An 18,898-nucleotide genomic window follows, 5' to 3' on the forward strand; every position below is an offset into this window, starting at 1 on the left:
GATCCTCGAGCGAGGTGACCGGCGTCAGATCGGTCGTGTCGCGCGCCATGCAGGAGTCCCTTAAATCTTCGCGTGGAGTCGCCCGCACGGACGAGTTTGTCGTTCAGGTGGGGACGTGCCCAGTTTTTCGCCCGATCGCAACATAATTCGGGTTGACGGTGCGGCCAGTGCTGAACGTCTCAGTCGCCGCGCCAGTCGCCGATGCTCGCCTGCAGCACGGCCAGAGCGGCGACCGCCGCCGTGTCGGCCCGAAGAATCCGGGGGCCGAGGGAAATCGCGGTGACGAACTCGGCGGCCTGGAGCGCCCGGCGTTCCTCCGCCGAAAAGCCGCCCTCGGGGCCGATGAGAAGCGCCAGCGGTCCCTGTGGCAGCGCCCGCAGCGTGTCGATCGGGCTCTCGGCGTCCTCGCGCTCGTCGCAAAAGATCAGATGCCGGGAGCGGTCCCAGCCGGCGATCAAATCGGCGAACTTCACCGGCTCGCGGCATTCGGGGATCGACAGGACGCCGCACTGCTCGGCCGCTTCGACGGCATTCGCCCGCATCCGCTCGATATTGAGCCGCGATGCCTGCACATGCTGCGTCATCACCGGCTGCAAGACGCCGGCCCCCATCTCGACGGCCTTTTGCACCATGTAGTCGAGGCGGGCGTGTTTGAGCGGCGCGAACAGATAATGCAGATCCGCCGGGGGTGTCTGGCCGCGCGCCCGTTCGTGCGGCAAAAGATCGAGCTTCTTCTTGGCTGGCTTGACGAGATCGCAGCGCCATTCGCCGTCGCGCCCGTTGAAGGCAAGCACCGTGTCGCCCTCGCCGAGACGCATGACGTTCAGGAGATAGTTTGCCTGTACCGGCGTCGCGGGCACGGCTTGCCCTTCCGACAGATCGGCCTCGACGAACAGGCGCGGGCTCCGGAAATCATGACTCGGCATTCGAGGACGGACCTTTCTCAAGCCGGCCGGCGCGCGAAGGTGGAGAGTACGCCCGCGCCGATGAGGCAGGCGGCGCCGGTGCGCGTCGCGGCCCTGAGCACGCGCGGTCGCCGGATGAAGCCGCGGGCCGTCGTTGCCAGTAGCGCGTAGAGATACGCGTTCACGATTCCAAGCAGCACGAAAACGCCGACGAAGAGCGCCGCCTGCGCGGGGTAGGGTCTTGCCGGGTCTATGAACTGCGGCACGAAAGCGACGAAGAACACGATGCCCTTCGGGTTGAACAGGGTGACCAGGAAGGCGTCGCGAAAGACGATTCGCCCGCGCGTCTCGACGACCGCCGCAGCTTCCGCGGTGAAACTCACGGGAGAGCGCCACATCCTGATGCCGATATAAACGAGATAGGCCGCGCCCAGCCACTTCAGCGCGGCGAAGGCGCCGGCCGAGGTGGCAAGCAGCGCCCCGACGCCGGCGAGCGACAGGCTGGCCGCGATCAGGTCGCCGAGACCGACCCCGGCGACGCTGGCAAGCGCCGTGCGCCGGCCATGGGCGAGCGCCTGGCCAACGACCATGACGATGGTCGGGCCGGGGATGACCACGAGGATCGCCGAGGCCAGGATGAAGGCGGCGAGGATGGCGGGATCGACGGGCATGCAGGCTCCGATCGCGGTGATGATGACGCCACAATCCCGCTTTCGGGACCCTTGTCCAGAGGCGGAGGCCACCGCCGCGTTGCTCGTGCGGAACGGTGGGGCGTCCGGCATCCTGGTCGGACGCCGGCGCGTCTCGCGCCTTCTATGGTGGCAAGCTTGTTTCGTGATACATTTCCAGCCGAGATCGACGATCCGGGGAGACATCGAGACGATGAGCCAGGCGGCGGCGCGGCACTGGTCGGTGGAGGAGTTTCTCGCCTGGCAGCTGGGCCGGCCGGGGCGTTTTGAACTCGTCGGCGGATTTCCGGTCGAGATGATGGCGGGTGCCAGCGCCCGGCACGACAACATCGTCCTCAATATTCTGGCCGAACTCCGGCAGAGACTGCGGGGCAATCCGTGCAAGCCATTCACCGCGGATTTTTGTATCGAGACGCTGCCTGGCCAGGTCCGGCGTCCGGATGCCGGTGTGGATTGCAGCCAGACTGATCCGGATGCGCTTATCGCCAAGGAACCGGTGCTGGCCGTCGAGGTGTTTTCGCCGACGACGCGGGATTTCGATACCGCCGGCAAGCTCGTCGAATACAAGAACGTCGCCTCGCTGCGCACCATCCTTTATGTCGAGCCGAACCGGCCGGAAGTGTTCGTTTTCGAGCGGAACGAAGACGGCGAATGGCACGAGAGCCGCGTCGCCGGCATGGAGACGGCCGCGCCGATCCCGGCGCTCGGCATCGAACTGCCGCTCGCGGAGATTTTCGACGGCGTCGAATTCCCGACCGGTCCTTATCTGACCTGACCCACTCCGCCGCTCACCCCACCACGATGATGTGCAATGCCCTTGGCCCATGCGCGCCGAGCAGCAGCGTCTGCTCGATGTCGCCGGAGCGCGACGGCCCGGTGACGAAGTTCAGCGAGCGCGGCATCTCGCCCTTGCCGTAGCGCTGCCTGATCGCGGGAAAGACCGCCTCCATGTCGCCGGCGATGTCCTCGGCCTTCACCACGACGATGTGGTTTTCGGGCAGGAAATTCAGGCTGGTCGGGTTGTCCGGTCCCGACACGAGCACCAGTGTGCCGGTCTCGGCGATGCCGCCTTCGGCATGGGATAGGGCGTTGAGGTCGTTGCCGTCCGACGCGCCGCGCCGCAGTGTCAGCGCGGTGGCGTCGAAATCGGCGCCGGCGAGGCGCGGGTCCTCCGCCAGACGCAGATCGGCGGGAAAATTGTTGTCGCGCAGCCAGCGCGTGACCTCGGCCGGAAGGTCGCCGTAACTCGCGATCCGCGCCGTCGTGGCGTTGGCCTTCTCGGCCATCTCGACGAACAGCGCGACCTGATCAGCGTGGGGCAATTGCCCGCGCCGCGGCACGATGCCCTTGGGCGCGCCGGCAAGCCGCTCCTCGACGGTGCGCTGGCGCTCCGGGTCGCCGGGCCGGGCGCGGTTCGACCGGCGGATGCGGCCGAGGATCGCGTCGCGTGTCGAGCCGCTCATCGCCCTGCCTCCGCCTTGCCGGTTCGTTGCGCGTATTCCTGCATGAAGGTGCGGCCCTCCGGCGCCGGAAGGTCGCGCCATTTGGTCCAGCCGCCGGCGAGCGGCAGCGAGGCGAAGCGGCGCTTCTTGCCGCCGAGGGCCTTCAGCATCGGCATCGCGAGGGAGACGGCGGCACGGTAGAGCTTCGGCCGCCGCGCCAGGAACGCCCAGGCGCCGAGGCCGGCGCGCTGGGTCTTCGGCTGCAGATGGCTTTCGAATTCCTTCTCGCGCCAGTGCCGCATCATCTTCGGCAGCGGAATCCGCATCGGGCAGACGCTCTCGCAGCGACCACAGAAGGTCGAGGCATTCGGCAGGTGACCCGCCTTGTCGACGCCGATCAGCGATGGCGTCAGCACGGCGCCCATCGGGCCGGGATAGACCCAGCCATAGGAGTGGCCGCCGACGGCGTGGTAGACCGGACAGTGGTTCATGCAGGCGCCGCAGCGGATGCAGCGCAGCATCTCCTCGAACTCGGTGCCGAGCATGTTGGAGCGGCCGTTGTCGAGCAGGATGACGTGGTATTCCTCCGGCCCGTCCGGATCCTCCGCCCGCTGCGGCCCGGTCGATACGGTGGTGTAGACGCTCATGTCCTGGCCGGTGGCCGAGCGGGCGAGAACCCGCAGGATCTGGGCGGTGTCCTCCAGCGTCGGCACCAGCTTCTCGATCGAGGCGAGGACCACATGGCATTTGCCCAGAAGCTGGGTTAGGTCGCCATTGCCCTCGTTTGTGACGATGACCGAGGAACCGGTCTCGGCGATCAGGAAGTTCGCGCCGGTGACGCCGATGTCGGCCTCGCCGTATTTCTGGCGCAGGATCTGCCGCGCCTCGCCGAGCAGCGTCTCCGGCGCGGTCAGGTCGCGTTTGGGGTCGAGATCGACATGGACGCGGCGAAAATCCGCCTCGACCTGGTCGCGGTTGACGTGAACCGCAGGGGCGATGATGTGGCTCGGATGCTCGCCGCGCAGCTGGATGATGTATTCGCCGAGATCGGTCTCGACCGGGGTAATGCCGTTGGCTTCGAGAAACTCGTTCAGGCCGATCTCCTCGGAGATCATCGTCTTGCCCTTGGTGACGGTCCTGGCCTTGCGCCGCTTGGCGATGTCGAGGAAGATTTGCCGCGCGTGGTCGGAATCCTCGGCGAAATGCACGATGCCGCCGGACGCCTCCACCTTCGCCACATAGGCCTCGATGTAGAGGTCGAGATGCTTCAGCGTGTGGTTCTTGATCTCGCGCGCTTTGTCGCGCAGCGCCTCGAATTCGGGCAGCGCGTCGACCGCCTTCTGCCGCTTGTCGATGAAGCCGCGCTCGACATTGCCGAGGGCGCGCTGCAGCTCGACATCGGCGAGCGCCTTGACGGAATTGGCCTTGAAGGTCTGGGAGGTGATCTGCATCGGCTTACTCGGGCATCCAGTCGTGGTCGCGCAATTGTTCGAGCGAATAGGGGCGTTCGACGGGCAAGCTCTCGAGCGGCACGCCGCTCTCGCTGCGCCGCGTCCGGGTCACAGCTTGCCGCCGATCGGGGGCATGTCGGTCATGCCGGCCAGCACCTCGGCGACATGTCGTACCTCCACCGCGATGCCCTCGCGTTTCAGCTTGCCGTCCATGTTCATCAGGCAGCCGAGATCGCCGGCCAGCAGCATGTCGGCGCCGCTGGCGGCGACGTGCCTCGCCTTCTTGGTGACGATGGCGTTGGAGATATCGGGATATTTCACGCAGAAGGTTCCGCCGAAGCCGCAACAGACCTCGGCTTCCTTCAATTCCGTCAGTTGGAGACCCTCGACCGAGCCCAGCAGCTTGCGCGGCTGCGCCTTGACGCCGAGTTCGCGCAGGCCCGAACAGGAATCGTGATAGGTCGCCGTGCCCGCGACCTTGGCTTCGACGGCCGTCACCCCCCGCACATCCGCGAGGAAGCTGACGAGCTCGTACACCTTGTCGGAGAAAGCCGCCGCGCGCGCCTCCCATTCGCCATCGCCGGCGAAGAGTTCGGGATAATGCTTCTTCAGCATCGCCGAACAGGAACCGGACGGCGCGACGACGTAATCGAAGCCCTCGAACGTGGCGATCACCTGCTCGGCGATTGCGCGGGTATCGGCCCGGTCGCCGGAATTATAGGCGGGCTGGCCGCAGCAGGTCTGTGCGGTCGGCACGCTCACCCGGCAGCCGGAATCCTCGATCAGCTTGATCGCCGCGAAGCCGACGCTCGGGCGGAACAAATCGACGAGGCAGGTGACGAAGAGCGCGACCTCGGGCGTCGTCGGCCTCTCGGCGTTGCGATCGGTTGTATGGTCGATGTCGGCCATGCCGTCTCCCAGGTGGTTTCCCGCGGCGTAGACGCCGCTGCGCGATCTCGGGGCGTCGACGCCCATCCCGCTCCTTTTGGGCTGGTTTCGCCCGCGCCGCAATATGTTCCCGCGACCGGCCGCTTTCGTTTATCCCCGGTTTCGGCTAGCACGCTCGCGAGACGCAAGGCGCAAGGGACGATGGCCAAAACGACATTCAAGCAGCGCGCTTTCGACACGTTCGAGCCCGATCCGCGCCGCGCGGCGGTGCTCGGCGAACTCCACGCGCGCCCGTTCCCGCTGATCGAGACGCCGGGCGCGCTGATCGTCCTGGCTTTCATGATGGAGGATCACGGCGAAAGCGACATCGCGATCCTCTCCGAAATGTCGACACGCCGAGGCGTGGCGCCGCCCGCCGCCGGCGCCCGCACCCACTCCTTCGCCTTCGGCAAGGGCCGGCTGCGCTGGGAGCGTCATACCGAGTTTTCCACCTATTCCTGGGAAGGGCCGCCGCCCGCGCGCTTCGGCGATCCGTTCGAGGGCCATCCCTTCGGCGCCGAATTTCGCGCGCCCGGTCCCTTCATCGCCGGCGTTCGCCTGGAGATTCGCCCCCATGACGAGGCCGGGGAGGCATCGCTGGCCGGGTTCGACAAGGCCAGTTTTTGCTATTCCGTCATGGACGGGGGCCTCGCCCATGCCGCGACCGACTTTCGTCAGGACGGCGACGGTCTGACGCGCATCCTGGTGCTCGACGACGGCCTGCCGCCAGCGCGCGCCGGGGCGCTGGCCATGCGGCTGGTCGAAATCGAGATCTACCGCACACTGGCCCTGCTCGGCCTGCCGCTGGCGCAATCCATCGGCCCAGTGGTCACGCAGCTGGAGGCGCGGCTCGCCGGCATTACCGAGGAGATGCGGGAAGGCGGTGAGGACAGCCGCGCGCAGCTTCAGGACATCACCGTCGCGGCGGCGGAAGTCGAAGCGTCGGCGGCCTCGGTTCTCTACCGATTCGGGGCGAGCCGAGCCTATGACGAGATCGTCCGTGAGCGTCTCAACGCCCTGGTCGAGCAGCCGATTCCCGGACAGGAAAGCTGGTCGGCCTTTCTCAAGCGGCGCATGGCGCCGGCGATGCGTACCTGCCGGTCGCTCGAGGAGCGCCACGCGATGCTGTCGAAGAAGCTGGCGCGCGCGGCGAATCTCCTGCGCACCCGCATCGACGTCGAACTGGAGCATCAGAACCGTGATCTGCTGCGCTCGATGGACAATCGCGCGCAGCTGCAGCTGCGCCTGCAACAGACCGTGGAGGGTCTGTCGGTCGCGGCGATCGGCTATTACGTGGTCGGGCTCTTCGCCTATGTCGCCAAGGGCCTGGAATACGAAGGTTTTCCGGTAGCCCAGCCGGTCATGATCGCCGCTTTCGTGCCGGTCGCGCTCGTCGGCGTCTGGCTGGTCGTACGCCGCATCCGCAAGCGGCATATGAAGCGTTCCGCTGCCGATCATTGAGATCGCAGACCGCCTGATCCGTCGCGGTGGACGAAGCGCCGCCGGAGGCTTACCCTCGGACCGCAGCCAAGGGAGTTCCGCCCATGTCCGTCATGATGCCGAAGCCGAGCCAGGCGATCCTCGACCGCCGTGCCGCCATCGTCACGGCCCTCAGGGCGATCGTGCCCGGCGAAGGGGTCGTCGACGCGGCGAACGAGATGGCCGTCTTCGAAAGCGACGGGCTGACCGCTTACCGCCAGATGCCGCTCGTGGTGGTGCTGCCGGAATCGGTCGCCCAGGTCGCCGCCGTCTTGAAATATTGCCACGCGGAAGAGATTCCGGTGGTGCCGCGCGGCTCCGGCACGTCGCTCTCGGGCGGCGCGCTGCCGCTTCAGGACGGCGTTCTTCTGGTTCTGTCGAAGTTCAACCGTATCCTTGAGATCGACTACGACAATCGCTGCGCGGTCGTGCAGCCGGGTGTGACCAATCTCGGCATCACCAAGGCTGTGGAAGGTCAGGGCTTTTATTACGCGCCCGACCCGTCCTCGCAGATCGCCTGCTCGATTGGCGGCAACGTCGCGGAGAATTCCGGCGGCGTCCACTGCCTCAAATACGGGCTGACGGCCAACAACGTGATCGGCGTGGAGTTCGTGACCATCGAAGGCGAGGTGATGCGTCTCGGCGGCAAGCATCTCGACGCCGAGGGCTACGACCTGCTCGGCCTGATGACCGGATCGGAAGGCCTGCTTGGCGTCGTCACCGAGGTGACTGTTCGCATCCTGCAAAGTCCGGAGACGGCGCGGGCCGTGCTGCTGGGCTTCCCGACCTCCGAACAGGCCGGCGAATGTGTTGCTGCGATCATCGCCAAGGGCATCATTCCCGGCGGCATGGAGATGATGGACCGCCCCGCCATCAACGCAGCCGAGGACTTCGTCCATGCCGGCTATCCGCGCGACGTCGAGGCGCTTTTGATCGTCGAGCTCGACGGTCCCGGCGCCGAGGTCGATCACCTTCTGACCGAAGTCGAGGCCATCGCCAGAACCAATGGCGCCGTGACCATCAAGGTCTCGCAGTCGGAAGAAGAACGCACCGCCTTCTGGGCCGGGCGCAAGGCCGCCTTCCCGGCGGTCGGGCGGATCTCGCCGGATTATTACTGCATGGACGGCACGATTCCGCGCAAGCAGCTGCCGAAGGTGCTCGCCGGCATGAAGGCGCTGTCGGAAAAATACGATCTGCGCGTCGCCAACGTCTTTCATGCCGGGGACGGCAATCTTCACCCGCTGATCCTCTACGATGCCAACAAGGAGGGCGAACTCCACCGGGCCGAGGAGTTCGGCAACGACATCTTGCGGCTCTGTGTGGAAGTCGGCGGGGTACTCACCGGCGAGCATGGCGTCGGCGTCGAAAAGCGCGACCTGATGCCGGTGATGTTTTCCGAAGATGACCTGAAGCATCAGCAGCGGGTCAAATGCGCCTTCGACGACAAGCATCTGCTCAATCCGGGCAAGATGTTCCCCGTCCTTCACCGCTGCGCCGAACTCGGCCGCATGCACGTTCACAAGGGGCAGGTCGCTTTCCCCGACCTGCCGCGGTTCTGAGCGAGGTGACGCGATGAACCACCATTCGTCGGCCAGGGCCAAGGACCGCTGGGACCCGGCCCGATTTCGGGAGATGGCGCTGTCGCGTCCTCGCGAAGAGCGTTGGCAGTTGATCGATGGAGAGCCGTTCGTGATGATGAGCCCAGCGACCGGCAAGCATCAAAGGATTGCTGCCAATCTGGATAGAAAGCTCACAGCGGCTCTGGAGACGAGCAGACCTGAACTGGACGTTCTGCGGGAGATCGGGCTGGCGGTCGCCGCCCATCCGGATTTCCTGCCGATCGTCGATCTCGCGATCGTGCCGCTCGAGGTTGGCGACACGCTCTATTTCGAGGAGTTCTATCTCGCCGCGGAAATCCTCTCACCATCCAATACGATCGAGCATATCAGCCGCAAGCGTGAACGCTATTCCCAGGCGCCGACCTGCCTGTACGTTCTGATTCTCTCGCAGACGGACCTTGCCGTCGAAGTCTGGTCGCGCTCCGACGACTGGCGGGGCCGGGTTTTCCGCTCGCCCGACGACCGCATCGAACTACCCGAGTTCGGGTTTTCCTGCACCGTCCGCGATCTCTATCGCGGCACGCCGTTGCTGGACTCGCCGTCGTCCGAGAGCGAGGTCTGATGCGAAAGAAAACCGTCCGATGAGTAAGACGAAGTCCTCTTCCCGGCCCCACGAGCGGGTTCTGCGTCCCGAAACGCCTGGCGATCTGCGCGACATCATCGCCGCGGCCGTCTCCGAAGAAGCCCCGCTGGTGGTCGAGGGCTCCGGCTCCAAGCGCGGCCTCGGCCGACCCGTGCAGGCGGCGCGCACCCTTTCGCTGGCAGGGATGACCGGCGTGACCCTCTACGAGCCCGAGGAACTGGTCTTGTCGGCCAGAGCCGGCACGCCGCTCGCCGAGATCGAGCGCCTGCTCGACGACAACAATCAGCGGCTCGAATTCGAGCCGATGGACTACGGGCCGCTGCACGGCCTCGATCCGGGGCAGGGAACGATCGGCGGTGTCGTCGCCTGCAACCTTTCCGGTCCCCGCCGCCTGAAACAGGGCGCGGCGCGCGACCACGTCCTCGGCGTTCACGCGGTCTCCGGTCGCGCCGAGATGTTCAAGTCCGGCGGCCGGGTGGTCAAGAACGTCACCGGCTATGACCTTTCCAAGGGGCTGACCGGCTCCTATGGCACGCTCGCCGTGCTGACCGACGCGACGATCAAGGTGCTGCCAAAGACCGAGACCGAGACGACGCTCGTGCTGCGCGGCCTCGACGACGATGCGGCGGCCGGCGCCATGGCGGCGGCGATGGGCTCCTCAGCCGAGGCATCGGGCGCGGCGCATCTGCCGGCCTATGTGGCGGGGCGCGTTGCCGACGGGGCGCTCGGCAAGGACGCGGCGACGCTGATCCGGCTCGAGGGCTTCGGCCCGTCGGTCAAGGCCCGCGCCGCCTATCTCGGCGCGGCGCTCGCCAAGGTCGCGCCGCTGGAAACGCTCGAGGCCGAGGCTTCCCGCGCGGTCTGGCGCGATGTCCGCGACGTCAAGCCCTTCGTCGACGGCACCGCCAAGCCGGTCTGGCGCCTGTCGGTGATGCCGACGCGCGGCCATGAAATCGTCATGAGTTTGCGGATGCAGACCGGCATCGACGCCTATTTCGATTGGCAGGGCGGTCTCGTCTGGATGCGCATGGAGGGCGATCCCGAAGCTGCGCTGGTGCGCGAGACGATCGCCCGCTTCGGCGGCGGCCACGCGACGCTGGTGCGCGCCTCCGACAGCGTCAGGACCGCGACGGAGGTATTCCAGCCGCAACCCGCCCCGCTCGCCGCGCTGTCACGCCGGCTGAAGGAGCAGTTCGACCCGGCCGGCGTGCTCAATCCGGGCAAGATGGGGTAGGATGCAGGAAAGGGCATGCCAGATGCTAGCATCAGATGGCTTTTGGGGATTTCTCTCCACTATCGTTATTGCTTCGATACTAGTCTATATTTTGGAAAAATTCTTCCCGGATTTAAAAAAAATTCTCGAAGGACGGCACGTTTCTATTAAAATATTCGGGCAGGAGCTGTCTGTACAGAAGGCTACGCATCAGATTGGTGATTGGGTGACCGAGTTGCAAAACCGAGTTGCTGCGCTCGAGTCGGGAAGTGCGAATAAAAACGAAAACAAAATTACAGATGGAAAACCTAATTTTAATGTAAATATTAATAATTCTCCTGAGAAAAGAATTTTATGGGTGGATGATTTTCCTTCTAATAACGCATTCATAATGGAGAATTTGAAGGGAAGGGATTTGCAGGTCGAGATCTCCTTGAGCACTGAGGATGCACTCAAGAAATTTACTGCACTCGACCACAGCTTGATTATAACGGATCTTGGAAGAATCGAGGGCGAGCAGGACAATCCGTATGCAGGGCTTGAACTTATAAAGCGCATTAGGGCGTTAAACGAGACCGTCCCTATAATGGTTTTTGCGGGAAAGCGCGGTCTTCAAATGCGCGATGAGTTAATTTCGTCCGGCGCTACGGAGGTCACTTCATCCGGAATAGACGTGATGAAATTTATCAACTCCCATATGGCCACATAGTCGATGCAAACCACCTTCACCCCCGCCCAGCTCGAGAACCCGCACACCGCGCATTCGGAACAGATCATCCGCAAATGCGTGCATTGCGGCTTCTGCACCGCGACCTGTCCGACCTATGTGACCCTTGGCAACGAGCTCGACAGCCCGCGCGGGCGCATCTACCTGATCAAGGAGATGCTGGAGAACGACCGGCCGGCCGACGCCAAGACCGTCACCCACATCGACCGGTGCCTCTCGTGCCTTGCCTGCATGACCACCTGCCCGTCGGGCGTGAACTACATGCATCTCGTCGATCATGCCCGGGCGCATATCGCCAGGACCTATCGCCGGCCGTTCATGGACCGGATGATCCGGCAGGTGCTGGCGATGACGCTGCCCTATCCGGCGCGCTTCCGCGCCAGCCTGACGATGGCGCGGCTCGGCCGTCCGCTCGCGCCGCTCTTCGCCGCGATCAAGCCGCTGAAACCCTTCGCGGCGATGCTCCGGCTCGCGCCTTCCCACGTTCCGGCGAAGGCGGCGATCAACGATCCGGCCGTCCACGCCGCCGAGGGGCCGCGCCAGAAACGGGTCGCGCTTCTGACCGGTTGCGCCCAGTCGGTGCTCGACCCGAAGATCAACGAGGCGACGGTGCGCCTCCTGAACCGGCTCGGCGTCGAGGTCGTGGTGCCGAAGGGCGAGGGCTGCTGCGGCGCGCTCGTCCATCACATGGGCCAGGAGGACGAAGCGCTCGGCTTCGCGCGCCGCAATGTCGATGCCTGGATGCGCGTCGCGGATGAGGACGGGCTGGACGCGATCCTGATCACCGCGTCAGGCTGCGGCACGACGATCAAGGATTACGGCCACATGCTGCGGCTCGACCCCGCCTATGCCGAAAAGGCCGCGAAGGTTTCGGCGCTGGCCAGGGACGTCACCGAGTTTCTGGCGGAGCTCGAATTGCCGCTGCCGGTCAACAAGACCGATCTACTGGTCGCCTATCACTCGGCCTGCTCGATGCAGCACGGCCAGAAGATCACCCGGGCGCCGAAGGTGCTGCTGGCGCAGGCCGGCTTCACCGTCAGGGACGTGCCGGAAGGGCATCTGTGCTGCGGCTCGGCTGGCACCTACAACATCCTGCAGCCGGAGATCGCCGCCACGTTGCGTGACCGCAAGGTGAGGAACATCGAGAGCACCGCGCCGCAGGCGATCGCCACCGGCAATATCGGCTGCATGACGCAGATCGGCTCGGCGACGCAAATCCCGATCCTGCACACGGTCGAACTGCTCGACTGGGCGTTCGGCGGCGAGAAGCCGGCGAGCCTTGCCGGGGTCGAGCCGCGTGTCGAGCCCGCTCTCGCCGCCGCCGAATAGGCCGCTTCCCCGAACGCGAAACGGCCCGCCATTGTCGGCGGGCCGATATAGTCCGACCGCGATCGAGGCCGGCGATCAGCCGCCGAAGAGTGCCGAGATGAGGTCGGTCTTCACCTGGCCGCGCTCGGCGTAGACGCCCTTCGAGCCCTCTCCGTTCGGGCCGATGACCACGACTTTGGAGCCACGCGGCACCCGGCTGTAGAGGTGCTCGACGTCCTCGTTCATCATCCGGATACAGCCCGAGGACATGTTCTGGCCGATGGTCCAGGGCTGGTTGGTGCCGTGAATGCGGAACAGCGAATCGCGACCGCCGCGATAAAGATACAGCGCCCGCGCGCCCAGTGGATTGGCCGGACCGCCCTTCATGTAGGCCGGCAGGATGCGGCCCTTCTTGCGCTCGCGCGCGATCATCGCGGCGGGCGGCGTCCAGCCCGGCCACTCCGCCTTGCGGCCGACGCTCATGCGGCCGGACCAGCCGAAGCCTTCCTTGCCGACACCGACGCCATAGCGCGTCGCCATGCCGTTGCCCTCGACGAAATAAAGATACTTCTTGCTGGAATCGACGATCACCGTGCCGGGCTTTTCCTTGGTGTCGATGCGGACCTGCGTCCGCATGAACTTGGCTGCCGGGCGCCGCTGCGAAAGCCGCCGGCCTTGGGGCGTGGCGGCGCTCGCCGTCACCCAGGAATTGGTGGCGTAGTCATAGCGCCGGGTTTCCTGTGCGCCCGCCTCGACGGTCAGCACCAGCGCCAGGGCCGCTCCCAGGCCGGCCGCCGCCCATTGCGTCCATTTCGTCATATTTCCGATCCCTCTACCAGTGTGGGAGGCCGCGGCCCCGGCGAGCCGCTGCCGCAACGTTACGTTATCTGCTGTCGCTTCGAAAAGGGTGCTACACGGATTCGTGCCCGCGCCCTTTCATTGGTCTGGCGCATGTTGCCGTCAGCGCACGATCACCTTGGTGCCGACCTTCGCGCGACTGTAGAGTTCGACGACGTCCTGGTTGCGCATGCGGATGCAGCCGGACGAGACGGCCTGGCCGATCGTCCAGGGCTGGTTGGTGCCGTGGATGCGGTAGAGCGTCGAGCCGAGATAGAGCGCGCGGGCGCCGAGCGGATTGGCCTCGCCGCCTTCCATGCGCGCCGGCAGGATGCGACCCTTCCGGCGTTCGCGGGCGATCATCTCCTTCGGCGGGGTCCAGCTCGGCCATTCGGCCTTGCGGCTGACCTTTTCGGTGCCTTTCCAGATGAAGCCCTGCTTGCCGACGCCGACGCCGTAGCGGCGGGCCGTGCCGTTCTTGCCGACGTGATAGAGGAAGCGCGAGCGGGTATCGACGATGATCGTACCGGGTGCCTCCTTGCCGCCATAGGCGACCTCCTGCGGCAAGAACACGGGGTCGAGCGCGCGCTGCGGGACCACCGGCCGGCCCTGGGTTCGCGCCAGCACGACGCCATGCGGGGCCGCGGCCGCCCCCGGCGCGGCATAGACAGTAGGCACGCGGACGGGCTGTTCGATCAGAACCGGCGTGGTGGCGAGCATGACGCCGGAACGGGCGACGTCCGGGCGCCGCACGGCGACGCCGTAATAGCCGGGCACCACTCCGCTTCCTGGCGTCAGCTGCAGCACCCGCTCGGCGCGCAGATGCGGCGGCAGCGGTACGGCGGCCAGATCGTGGTAGCGGTCATGGGCCGGGCTGCCGGAAGGGGCCGCCAACGCCGCCACCAGGGCCGCGAGAAACAAGCTGGCTTTCGTTCGCATCAAAGGGCCTCGTTGCATGATCGGTCGCAGGGCGTGAGGCCCTTTGGCGCTCAGACTGGCCGGAAAGAAAGAGAAAACGGTAAACTCGCGGACCGATCGAACGCGGACGCCCGGCAAGATCGCGGTAGGGTTAATGCTTCCTTACCGAAACGGCGTTGAACCTTCACGCGCCCGGCCGAAGCCGCAAGCCGCGATCACGGCGCCGTGCCGCTTGCCAGCCACAATGAGGGCTGCGATGACGGGGCCATGGATATGACGAGGAATCCGCGATCGTCCCACCCCGGCGCGGGCATTCCCGACGGCCTGATCCGGGGCGAGGACGGCTTGCTGCGCTGCGCCTGGCACGGCGGCGACGCCGCCTACCGCGCCTATCACGACCGCGAATGGGGCCGGCCGACGGCCGACGACGACCGGCTTTACGAAAAGCTCTGCCTGGAAGGCTTTCAGGCCGGCCTGTCCTGGCTGACCATCCTCAGAAAGCGCGACGCCTTTCGCGTGGTCTTTCACGGCTTTTCGATCGACCGGGTCGCGGCGATGGACGAAACCGACATCGAACGCCTTGTCCTTGATGCCCGCATCATCCGCCATCGCGGCAAGATCGTCTCGGCGATCAACAATGCGCGGCGCGCGCGCGCCATCCGCGCCGAACAGGGCTCGCTCGCGGCCTTCCTGTGGGCGCATGAGCCCGGTTCCGACGAGCGTCCGCCCGCACTGACCGGCCCATGGCTTGCCGCAAACCCGGTGACGCCGGCCTCGACGCGCCTGTCCAAGGCTCTGAAAAAGGCCGGCTTCAGCTTCGTCGGCCCGACCACGGTCTATGCCTTCATGCAGGCGATGGGCTTCGTCAACGACCATGTCGAGGGCTGTTGCGTGCGCGACGCCTGCGCGGCCGACCGCGCGGCATTCGCCCGGCCGGAGCGGACGTAGGATCGCTATTGCGGGATGAAGGTTCCGTCGTCCAAAGCGGCCAATCGCATACCAGCCTCAAGCTCATAGGGTCCGACCTTCCAACTCGCGATCTCCTCGAGCTTGCGTCGGAAACAATGCCAGCGTCGCGGTCGCCGCGTTCAACTGCACCTGAATGTTCGGATGATCGTAATAGTGGCTGAGCTGGCGCCGCTGATCGCCGGTGCGCGCCTTCAATTCGTTCTCCACGGCAAATCGCCGCCGCACCAGCCGGTTGATAGTTGCTTGGGCGGAGCGCAACTCCGTCTCGTCCTCCGCCACCCCCAATTCGGCAAAATAGGCAACGAGATCGTCGATGCTCGCGGTCGTCAGATTGATCGGTCTCACGGCTGCTGACCTTGCAGATCCACCCGGCCGACATCGGGAATGAACCGACCCTTCTCGATATCCTCGAGCATGCCGATGGCATCCGCGGCTTGCGGATATTCCCGCCTGAGGTGAATGAGCCGCAGCGTTTCCTTGGCCTCCTCCGGCAGGACGGCGAGGGTCGAGAAGGCGGCGTTCACGCGCACCTGCGCGTTGATATGGTCGAATAACGGCCGCAAGGCGCGGCGCTGATCGCCCTCGCGCGATTTCAGCTCTTCTTCGATCGCTGCGTAGTCACGATAAAGCCGATTATAGCGGACGATCTTTCGGTCATGCAGTGCCTCGGACTGTTCGAGGCTGACGGCGACGAACGCCGCGACGAGTTGTTCGATCGAGCACGATCGATAGTCTCTTTTCGCTGCCTGAGTGCTCCCGGTCACGTTGCCCTCACTCCGGCTTGTAGATGCCCTGATCCCAGGCCCGGATCGACATTCCGGCGTCGGCGGCCATAGGAAAATAACGCGACGCGGCGATCTCCTGCAACATCTTGCGGGCGGCCTCTGGGGCCACCGGCCGTGTCGCCCTGGCCGTGTTGAGCCGTACCTGCATATTCGGATGTTCGAACAAGGACAGAAGAGCTCGCCTCTGATCGCCTTCCCGGCGTTTCAATTCGGCTTCGAGTGCGATCTGCCGGGGCACGGTGGCGTTGTAGGCGCGGAAGTCGTCAATCATATTCACGTCGTACTGCCGGAGGCTCATCCGGACATAGTCATCGAGGAGTTCGGAGAGCGGGGCCGAACCCAGGCGGTGGAGTGACAGCGGCATTCCCTTACTCCGGCACGTAGATACCCCGCTCCAATGCATTGAGCATGCTGATCGCGTCGGCGGCCTGCGGATATTCGCGCCGGGCATGGATCAGTCGAAGCGTCTCTCGCGCCTCGTCCGGCAGGATGGCGAGTGTCGAGAGGGCCGCGTTCATACGGACTTGAACGTTCATATGATCTAACAAGGGCAGCAAGGCTCGCCGTTCGTCGCCCTGGCGTGACCGCAGTTCCGCTTCCAAGGCAAGATAGTCATCGACCAGCTTGTTGTAGCGGCGGTGATCATCCTCGTCGACCGCCTGAGATTGGGCAAGACTGACGGCGACGAAGGCCTCGACGATCTCCGGAACCGTCAGATTTTCAGGCCGAATGGTTGCCATGAGCCTCACTCCGGCTTGTAGATACCTCTGTCCATAGCATAGAGCGCCATGCCGGCATGGCCTGCCTGCGGAAAGTGCCGCGAGTCTGCGATCTCCTCGATCATCCGGCGTGCGGCCCGCGGAGCCACCGGTCGCGTAGCCTGAGCCGCATTGAGACGGACCTGCCAATTGGGGTGCCCATAGAGCGCAAGCAGCGCGCGGCGCTGGTCGCCTTCGCGGCGTTTCAGTTCGTCCTCAACTGCCTGCGCCTCATCGTAGAGCCGATTGTATTGATCGACGAGGTTGTCCAGCAGGGCCCTGTCCTGCGCCACCCCGATTTCGGAGTAGTGGGCGACCAACTGTTCGATCGTCATTTCGCCGCGTTTCGCTCGTGTCATGGCTTCAGTGCTTCTGCTTGGCCGCATCTCCCCGCGCGCCGCGAAGCCACATGCCGGCGTCCGCTGCTTGTGGGAAACGTTGGGAAGCTCTGATTTCTCCCAACAACTTAGTGGCCGCTGCGGGTGCGACTGTGCGGCATGCACGAGCAGCCTGGAGTCGCACCTGGATGTTCGGATGATCGAACAGCCCCATGAGCACACGTCTTTGATCGCCTGCGCGGCTCTCAAGTTCCGTCTCGATCGCCATCATCATGGGAAATGTCGCGTTGTAGCGGCGAGAATCCTCGACCTCGTTTGCATCGAACTGCCGCAGACACAAAGCGACGTAGGCTGCCAGAAGCTCATCAACTGCCATCCCGCCGAGATTCTTTTCCGACACAAGCGTCACGGTTTCAGAACTCCTTGTTCAAAAAGCGCATCCAGGCCAACTTCGAACCGCTCGTTCCAACTTCTGCCGCGCAGATAATCGCGCGGCGACTTTCCATCGAAATCAGGATTTCGTCTCTGGTACCACCCGTTGATATCGTGGTACTTGTAGCGAGGAATGCGCACAAGGTTATCCGGTCCCTCGATCTGAGGTGTCGTGAATCCGTCCTGATAGGCTGATTCCTTCTCGACGATATGATGGACGTCGGTCCCCTTCCTGCCTTTCTCAGCCTTCACCGCGCGCCGCAGTTTGTCGAGTGATTTCGGCTCGTCGAGATAGGTCTCGATGGGATCGAAGGCGCCCGTCAGCCAGCCGACCGCCTGGATGGCTTGCGCGACTAACCTGATTCTGGGGGTCCGGCGCTCGGCTCAGCGCTGTCAGGAGCCAGCGCGCCATCCGCTTGGCGACGGCCGTGCGCCCCTTCGAAGTACCCGGATCGCGCTTGGGCAACTCCGGCGGGTCCTCCAGCGGCGGGCCGCCATTGTGGCCGATACCGGGTTTCGGCAGTTTCAGCCGCGGGCTTTTCGGCGGCGTCTTCGGCGATCCATCGGCCGCCGGTTTCTTCCTGGGGCCGGGGATATCGACTTGCAGAGGCCTGCCGCCACCTTCGCGCCGCCAACGGCCGGAGACGCGTCCGCTGCCCTTCGGGTGGCGTTCTTGCTCGGGATCGAAACCGGCCTTGAAGGCCAGCGGATTCAGCCGCAGCGCCGCGACGGTGACGCGCAGCCCGGCGATCCGGGCCCGCAAACTGCTGAGCGGCACGTCCGCCGCCGCACTGTTCTCTCTGGCCTCTCGTCTTCCCATGCCCATCCCTCGCCACCGACCGTCCCGATGCTAAGGGACCGCCGCAGGGCGGGGATAAGTTCGACGCGAAGAGGCGGATGCCGGGGCCCGTGCGGTCATTCTTTGCCCGGCTCGGGGCATCAAGATGCTCGAACCGCTGAGGACAGGACTCCCTCTCGCGCTCCTGAGCCCGTCGAAGGGGGGAAGTCGCCGAGCCGCTGTGCCGTGCCTCATCCTCAGCCTTGGCGGTTGGCGAAACCGTCCAACATTGTCGTCATCCCGGCCTTGAGCCGGGATCCGTGCCAAGCCGCACGAGCCGCCAGTCCGTCGCCGGACAGGAGGGAATAAAAGTCGCGGCATGGGCGCATCTCGCGCTCAAGACCGGGATGACGAGGGTCGGATGGATGCGCTCTTCCAAAAAACCCGCGTCGTCACAAAAAAATTTCTCCCCACTCTTTTCCGCTCCCGCATAATCCCCTCACCGCCGGCCCGCGAAACGGGCGCGAATGATCACCGGGATCGTTCGGGGGCCAGCGGGCGGTGTCCGCGACGGGGCTTCTTCCGGAGAAGTGCCCGGCCCGGACGACCCTTTGCTCCGCCGGACCGTCCCCCACTAATGAGGGGTCTGCGGATCGGTCCGCTTGAGGCCCCGCAAGGGCCGAAGAGCCGGCAGCGCATGGGAGCCCACTCAAGGCAAGGGCGCCCGTGTCGAAGGGTTG

At 65.2% G+C, this 18,898-nt stretch carries 24 protein-coding genes; 8 read left to right on the top strand and 16 right to left on the bottom strand.

From position 1 onward, the window contains the following. Positions 1-179 precede the first annotated feature (179 nt). Together MJ956_RS01475 and MJ956_RS01480 are read right to left on the bottom strand one after the other, a co-directional pair. The gene (locus MJ956_RS01475; protein ID WP_253962710.1) at positions 180-926 is read right to left on the bottom strand and encodes a 16S rRNA (uracil(1498)-N(3))-methyltransferase; all 747 of its coding nucleotides are present in this window, start codon (positions 924-926) and stop codon (positions 180-182) included. A 17-nt stretch (positions 927-943) separates the two neighbouring features. Beyond that, entirely contained in the window at positions 944-1,576 is a 633-nt protein-coding gene (locus tag MJ956_RS01480; protein ID WP_253962711.1) for a LysE family translocator, read from the bottom strand. On the opposite strand from MJ956_RS01480, the gene MJ956_RS01485 reads away from it, so the two are divergent. Next, positions 1,575-2,369 (top strand): Uma2 family endonuclease, encoded by a 795-nt coding sequence (locus MJ956_RS01485; RefSeq protein ID WP_253962712.1) that lies wholly within the window; start codon positions 1,575-1,577, stop codon positions 2,367-2,369. The genes MJ956_RS01480 and MJ956_RS01485 overlap by 2 nt on opposite strands. A 13-nt stretch (positions 2,370-2,382) precedes the next feature. Here MJ956_RS01485 and MJ956_RS01490 read toward each other — a convergent pair whose 3' ends face one another. The 4 genes from MJ956_RS01490 to MJ956_RS01505 are packed head-to-tail and all read right to left on the bottom strand — an operon-like array spanning position 2,383 to position 5,396. Beyond that, positions 2,383-3,057 (bottom strand): LutC/YkgG family protein, encoded by a 675-nt coding sequence (locus MJ956_RS01490; RefSeq protein WP_253962713.1) that lies wholly within the window; start codon positions 3,055-3,057, stop codon positions 2,383-2,385. Then, positions 3,054-4,487, bottom strand: a complete 1,434-nt coding sequence (locus MJ956_RS01495) for a LutB/LldF family L-lactate oxidation iron-sulfur protein (RefSeq protein WP_253962714.1) — start codon at positions 4,485-4,487, stop codon at positions 3,054-3,056. Before MJ956_RS01495 ends, MJ956_RS01490 begins: the two co-directional genes overlap by 4 nt. 4 nt (positions 4,488-4,491) lie before the next feature. Further along, positions 4,492-4,599 (bottom strand): DUF29 domain-containing protein, encoded by a 108-nt coding sequence (locus MJ956_RS01500; protein WP_253962715.1) that lies wholly within the window; start codon positions 4,597-4,599, stop codon positions 4,492-4,494. Further along, on the bottom strand, positions 4,596-5,396 hold the full coding sequence (locus MJ956_RS01505; protein ID WP_253962739.1) for a (Fe-S)-binding protein: 801 nt from the start codon (positions 5,394-5,396) through the stop codon (positions 4,596-4,598). Before MJ956_RS01505 ends, MJ956_RS01500 begins: the two co-directional genes overlap by 4 nt. A 180-nt stretch (positions 5,397-5,576) precedes the next feature. On the opposite strand from MJ956_RS01505, the gene MJ956_RS01510 reads away from it, so the two are divergent. The 6 genes from MJ956_RS01510 (at position 5,577) to glcF (ending at position 12,364) form a co-directional block, all read left to right on the top strand. Further along, positions 5,577-6,875, top strand: coding sequence for a DUF3422 family protein (locus MJ956_RS01510; RefSeq protein WP_253962716.1), 1,299 nt, complete (start codon positions 5,577-5,579; stop codon positions 6,873-6,875). A gap of 83 nt (positions 6,876-6,958) precedes the next feature. Next, the gene (locus MJ956_RS01515) at positions 6,959-8,452 is read left to right on the top strand and encodes an FAD-linked oxidase C-terminal domain-containing protein (protein WP_253962717.1); all 1,494 of its coding nucleotides are present in this window, start codon (positions 6,959-6,961) and stop codon (positions 8,450-8,452) included. A gap of 13 nt (positions 8,453-8,465) precedes the next feature. Further along, positions 8,466-9,074: a Uma2 family endonuclease gene (locus tag MJ956_RS01520; protein ID WP_253962718.1), complete on the top strand. Its 609-nt coding sequence runs from the start codon at positions 8,466-8,468 to the stop codon at positions 9,072-9,074. Between the two features lie 19 nt (positions 9,075-9,093). After that, a complete protein-coding gene (gene glcE, locus MJ956_RS01525; RefSeq protein ID WP_253962719.1) occupies positions 9,094-10,329 on the top strand; it encodes a glycolate oxidase subunit GlcE in 1,236 nt (411 codons plus the stop codon). 22 nt (positions 10,330-10,351) lie between these two features. Beyond that, positions 10,352-11,017: a response regulator gene (locus MJ956_RS01530; protein WP_253962720.1), complete on the top strand. Its 666-nt coding sequence runs from the start codon at positions 10,352-10,354 to the stop codon at positions 11,015-11,017. A gap of 3 nt (positions 11,018-11,020) precedes the next feature. Beyond that, positions 11,021-12,364, top strand: coding sequence for a glycolate oxidase subunit GlcF (glcF, locus tag MJ956_RS01535; RefSeq protein WP_253962721.1), 1,344 nt, complete (start codon positions 11,021-11,023; stop codon positions 12,362-12,364). 75 nt (positions 12,365-12,439) lie between these two features. Here glcF and MJ956_RS01540 read toward each other — a convergent pair whose 3' ends face one another. After that, positions 12,440-13,162 carry a L,D-transpeptidase gene (locus MJ956_RS01540; protein ID WP_253962722.1) on the bottom strand — a complete coding sequence of 241 codons (723 nt, stop codon included), beginning with the start codon at positions 13,160-13,162 and terminating at the stop codon, positions 12,440-12,442. Between the two features lie 141 nt (positions 13,163-13,303). Beyond that, positions 13,304-14,119 carry a L,D-transpeptidase gene (locus tag MJ956_RS01545; protein ID WP_253962723.1) on the bottom strand — a complete coding sequence of 272 codons (816 nt, stop codon included), beginning with the start codon at positions 14,117-14,119 and terminating at the stop codon, positions 13,304-13,306. A 246-nt stretch (positions 14,120-14,365) separates the two neighbouring features. Here MJ956_RS01545 and MJ956_RS01550 point away from each other — a divergent pair, with 246 nt between their 5' ends. Beyond that, entirely contained in the window at positions 14,366-15,046 is a 681-nt protein-coding gene (locus tag MJ956_RS01550) for a DNA-3-methyladenine glycosylase I (RefSeq protein WP_253962724.1), read from the top strand. A 63-nt stretch (positions 15,047-15,109) separates the two neighbouring features. Here the strand turns inward: MJ956_RS01550 and MJ956_RS01555 are convergent, their stop codons facing one another. From MJ956_RS01555 to MJ956_RS01590, 8 genes are read right to left on the bottom strand one after another with little or no spacing between them, the layout of a single operon-like run. Beyond that, complete coding sequence (locus MJ956_RS01555) at positions 15,110-15,412, bottom strand: DUF2019 domain-containing protein (protein WP_253962725.1); 303 nt, start codon at positions 15,410-15,412, stop codon at positions 15,110-15,112. After that, a complete protein-coding gene (locus tag MJ956_RS01560; RefSeq protein ID WP_253962726.1) occupies positions 15,409-15,831 on the bottom strand; it encodes a DUF2019 domain-containing protein in 423 nt (140 codons plus the stop codon). Before MJ956_RS01560 ends, MJ956_RS01555 begins: the two co-directional genes overlap by 4 nt. A 7-nt stretch (positions 15,832-15,838) precedes the next feature. Beyond that, positions 15,839-16,216: a DUF2019 domain-containing protein gene (locus MJ956_RS01565; protein ID WP_253962727.1), complete on the bottom strand. Its 378-nt coding sequence runs from the start codon at positions 16,214-16,216 to the stop codon at positions 15,839-15,841. Between the two features lie 4 nt (positions 16,217-16,220). After that, positions 16,221-16,592, bottom strand: coding sequence for a DUF2019 domain-containing protein (locus tag MJ956_RS01570; RefSeq protein ID WP_253962728.1), 372 nt, complete (start codon positions 16,590-16,592; stop codon positions 16,221-16,223). 5 nt (positions 16,593-16,597) lie between these two features. Next, the gene (locus MJ956_RS01575; RefSeq protein ID WP_253962729.1) at positions 16,598-16,945 is read right to left on the bottom strand and encodes a DUF2019 domain-containing protein; all 348 of its coding nucleotides are present in this window, start codon (positions 16,943-16,945) and stop codon (positions 16,598-16,600) included. Positions 16,946-16,973: 28 nt separating this feature from the next. After that, complete coding sequence (locus MJ956_RS01580; protein WP_253962730.1) at positions 16,974-17,357, bottom strand: DUF2019 domain-containing protein; 384 nt, start codon at positions 17,355-17,357, stop codon at positions 16,974-16,976. Continuing rightward, on the bottom strand, positions 17,354-17,632 hold the full coding sequence (locus MJ956_RS01585; protein ID WP_253962731.1) for a hypothetical protein: 279 nt from the start codon (positions 17,630-17,632) through the stop codon (positions 17,354-17,356). Before MJ956_RS01585 ends, MJ956_RS01580 begins: the two co-directional genes overlap by 4 nt. Further along, entirely contained in the window at positions 17,622-18,200 is a 579-nt protein-coding gene (locus tag MJ956_RS01590) for a hypothetical protein (protein ID WP_253962732.1), read from the bottom strand. The genes MJ956_RS01585 and MJ956_RS01590 overlap by 11 nt, the downstream gene beginning before the upstream one ends. Positions 18,201-18,898 lie beyond the last annotated feature (698 nt).

The sequence above is a fragment of the Aurantimonas marianensis genome, assembly GCF_024195285.1.
Taxonomy (GTDB): Bacteria; Pseudomonadota; Alphaproteobacteria; order Rhizobiales; family Rhizobiaceae; genus Aurantimonas; species Aurantimonas marianensis.

Bases quoted from the DNA above. Each gene is read 5' to 3' on its own strand.
- MJ956_RS01495 (WP_253962714.1), bottom strand. From the start codon at position 4,487: ATGCAGATCACCTCCCAGACCTTCAAGGCCAATTCCGTCAAGGCGCTC.
- MJ956_RS01540 (WP_253962722.1), bottom strand. From the start codon at position 13,162: ATGACGAAATGGACGCAATGGGCGGCGGCCGGCCTGGGAGCGGCCCTG.
- MJ956_RS01515 (WP_253962717.1), top strand. From the start codon at position 6,959: ATGTCCGTCATGATGCCGAAGCCGAGCCAGGCGATCCTCGACCGCCGT.
- MJ956_RS01475 (WP_253962710.1), bottom strand. From the start codon at position 926: ATGCCGAGTCATGATTTCCGGAGCCCGCGCCTGTTCGTCGAGGCCGAT.
- MJ956_RS01520 (WP_253962718.1), top strand. From the start codon at position 8,466: ATGAACCACCATTCGTCGGCCAGGGCCAAGGACCGCTGGGACCCGGCC.
- MJ956_RS01565 (WP_253962727.1), bottom strand. From the start codon at position 16,216: ATGCCGCTGTCACTCCACCGCCTGGGTTCGGCCCCGCTCTCCGAACTC.
- MJ956_RS01490 (WP_253962713.1), bottom strand. From the start codon at position 3,057: ATGAGCGGCTCGACACGCGACGCGATCCTCGGCCGCATCCGCCGGTCG.
- MJ956_RS01510 (WP_253962716.1), top strand. From the start codon at position 5,577: ATGGCCAAAACGACATTCAAGCAGCGCGCTTTCGACACGTTCGAGCCC.
- MJ956_RS01530 (WP_253962720.1), top strand. From the start codon at position 10,352: ATGCTAGCATCAGATGGCTTTTGGGGATTTCTCTCCACTATCGTTATT.
- MJ956_RS01550 (WP_253962724.1), top strand. From the start codon at position 14,366: ATGGATATGACGAGGAATCCGCGATCGTCCCACCCCGGCGCGGGCATT.
- glcF (WP_253962721.1), top strand. From the start codon at position 11,021: ATGCAAACCACCTTCACCCCCGCCCAGCTCGAGAACCCGCACACCGCG.
- MJ956_RS01505 (WP_253962739.1), bottom strand. From the start codon at position 5,396: ATGGCCGACATCGACCATACAACCGATCGCAACGCCGAGAGGCCGACG.
- MJ956_RS01570 (WP_253962728.1), bottom strand. From the start codon at position 16,592: ATGGCAACCATTCGGCCTGAAAATCTGACGGTTCCGGAGATCGTCGAG.
- MJ956_RS01545 (WP_253962723.1), bottom strand. From the start codon at position 14,119: ATGCGAACGAAAGCCAGCTTGTTTCTCGCGGCCCTGGTGGCGGCGTTG.
- MJ956_RS01575 (WP_253962729.1), bottom strand. From the start codon at position 16,945: ATGACGATCGAACAGTTGGTCGCCCACTACTCCGAAATCGGGGTGGCG.
- glcE (WP_253962719.1), top strand. From the start codon at position 9,094: ATGAGTAAGACGAAGTCCTCTTCCCGGCCCCACGAGCGGGTTCTGCGT.
- MJ956_RS01590 (WP_253962732.1), bottom strand. From the start codon at position 18,200: ATGGGAAGACGAGAGGCCAGAGAGAACAGTGCGGCGGCGGACGTGCCG.
- MJ956_RS01480 (WP_253962711.1), bottom strand. From the start codon at position 1,576: ATGCCCGTCGATCCCGCCATCCTCGCCGCCTTCATCCTGGCCTCGGCG.
- MJ956_RS01485 (WP_253962712.1), top strand. From the start codon at position 1,575: ATGCAGGCTCCGATCGCGGTGATGATGACGCCACAATCCCGCTTTCGG.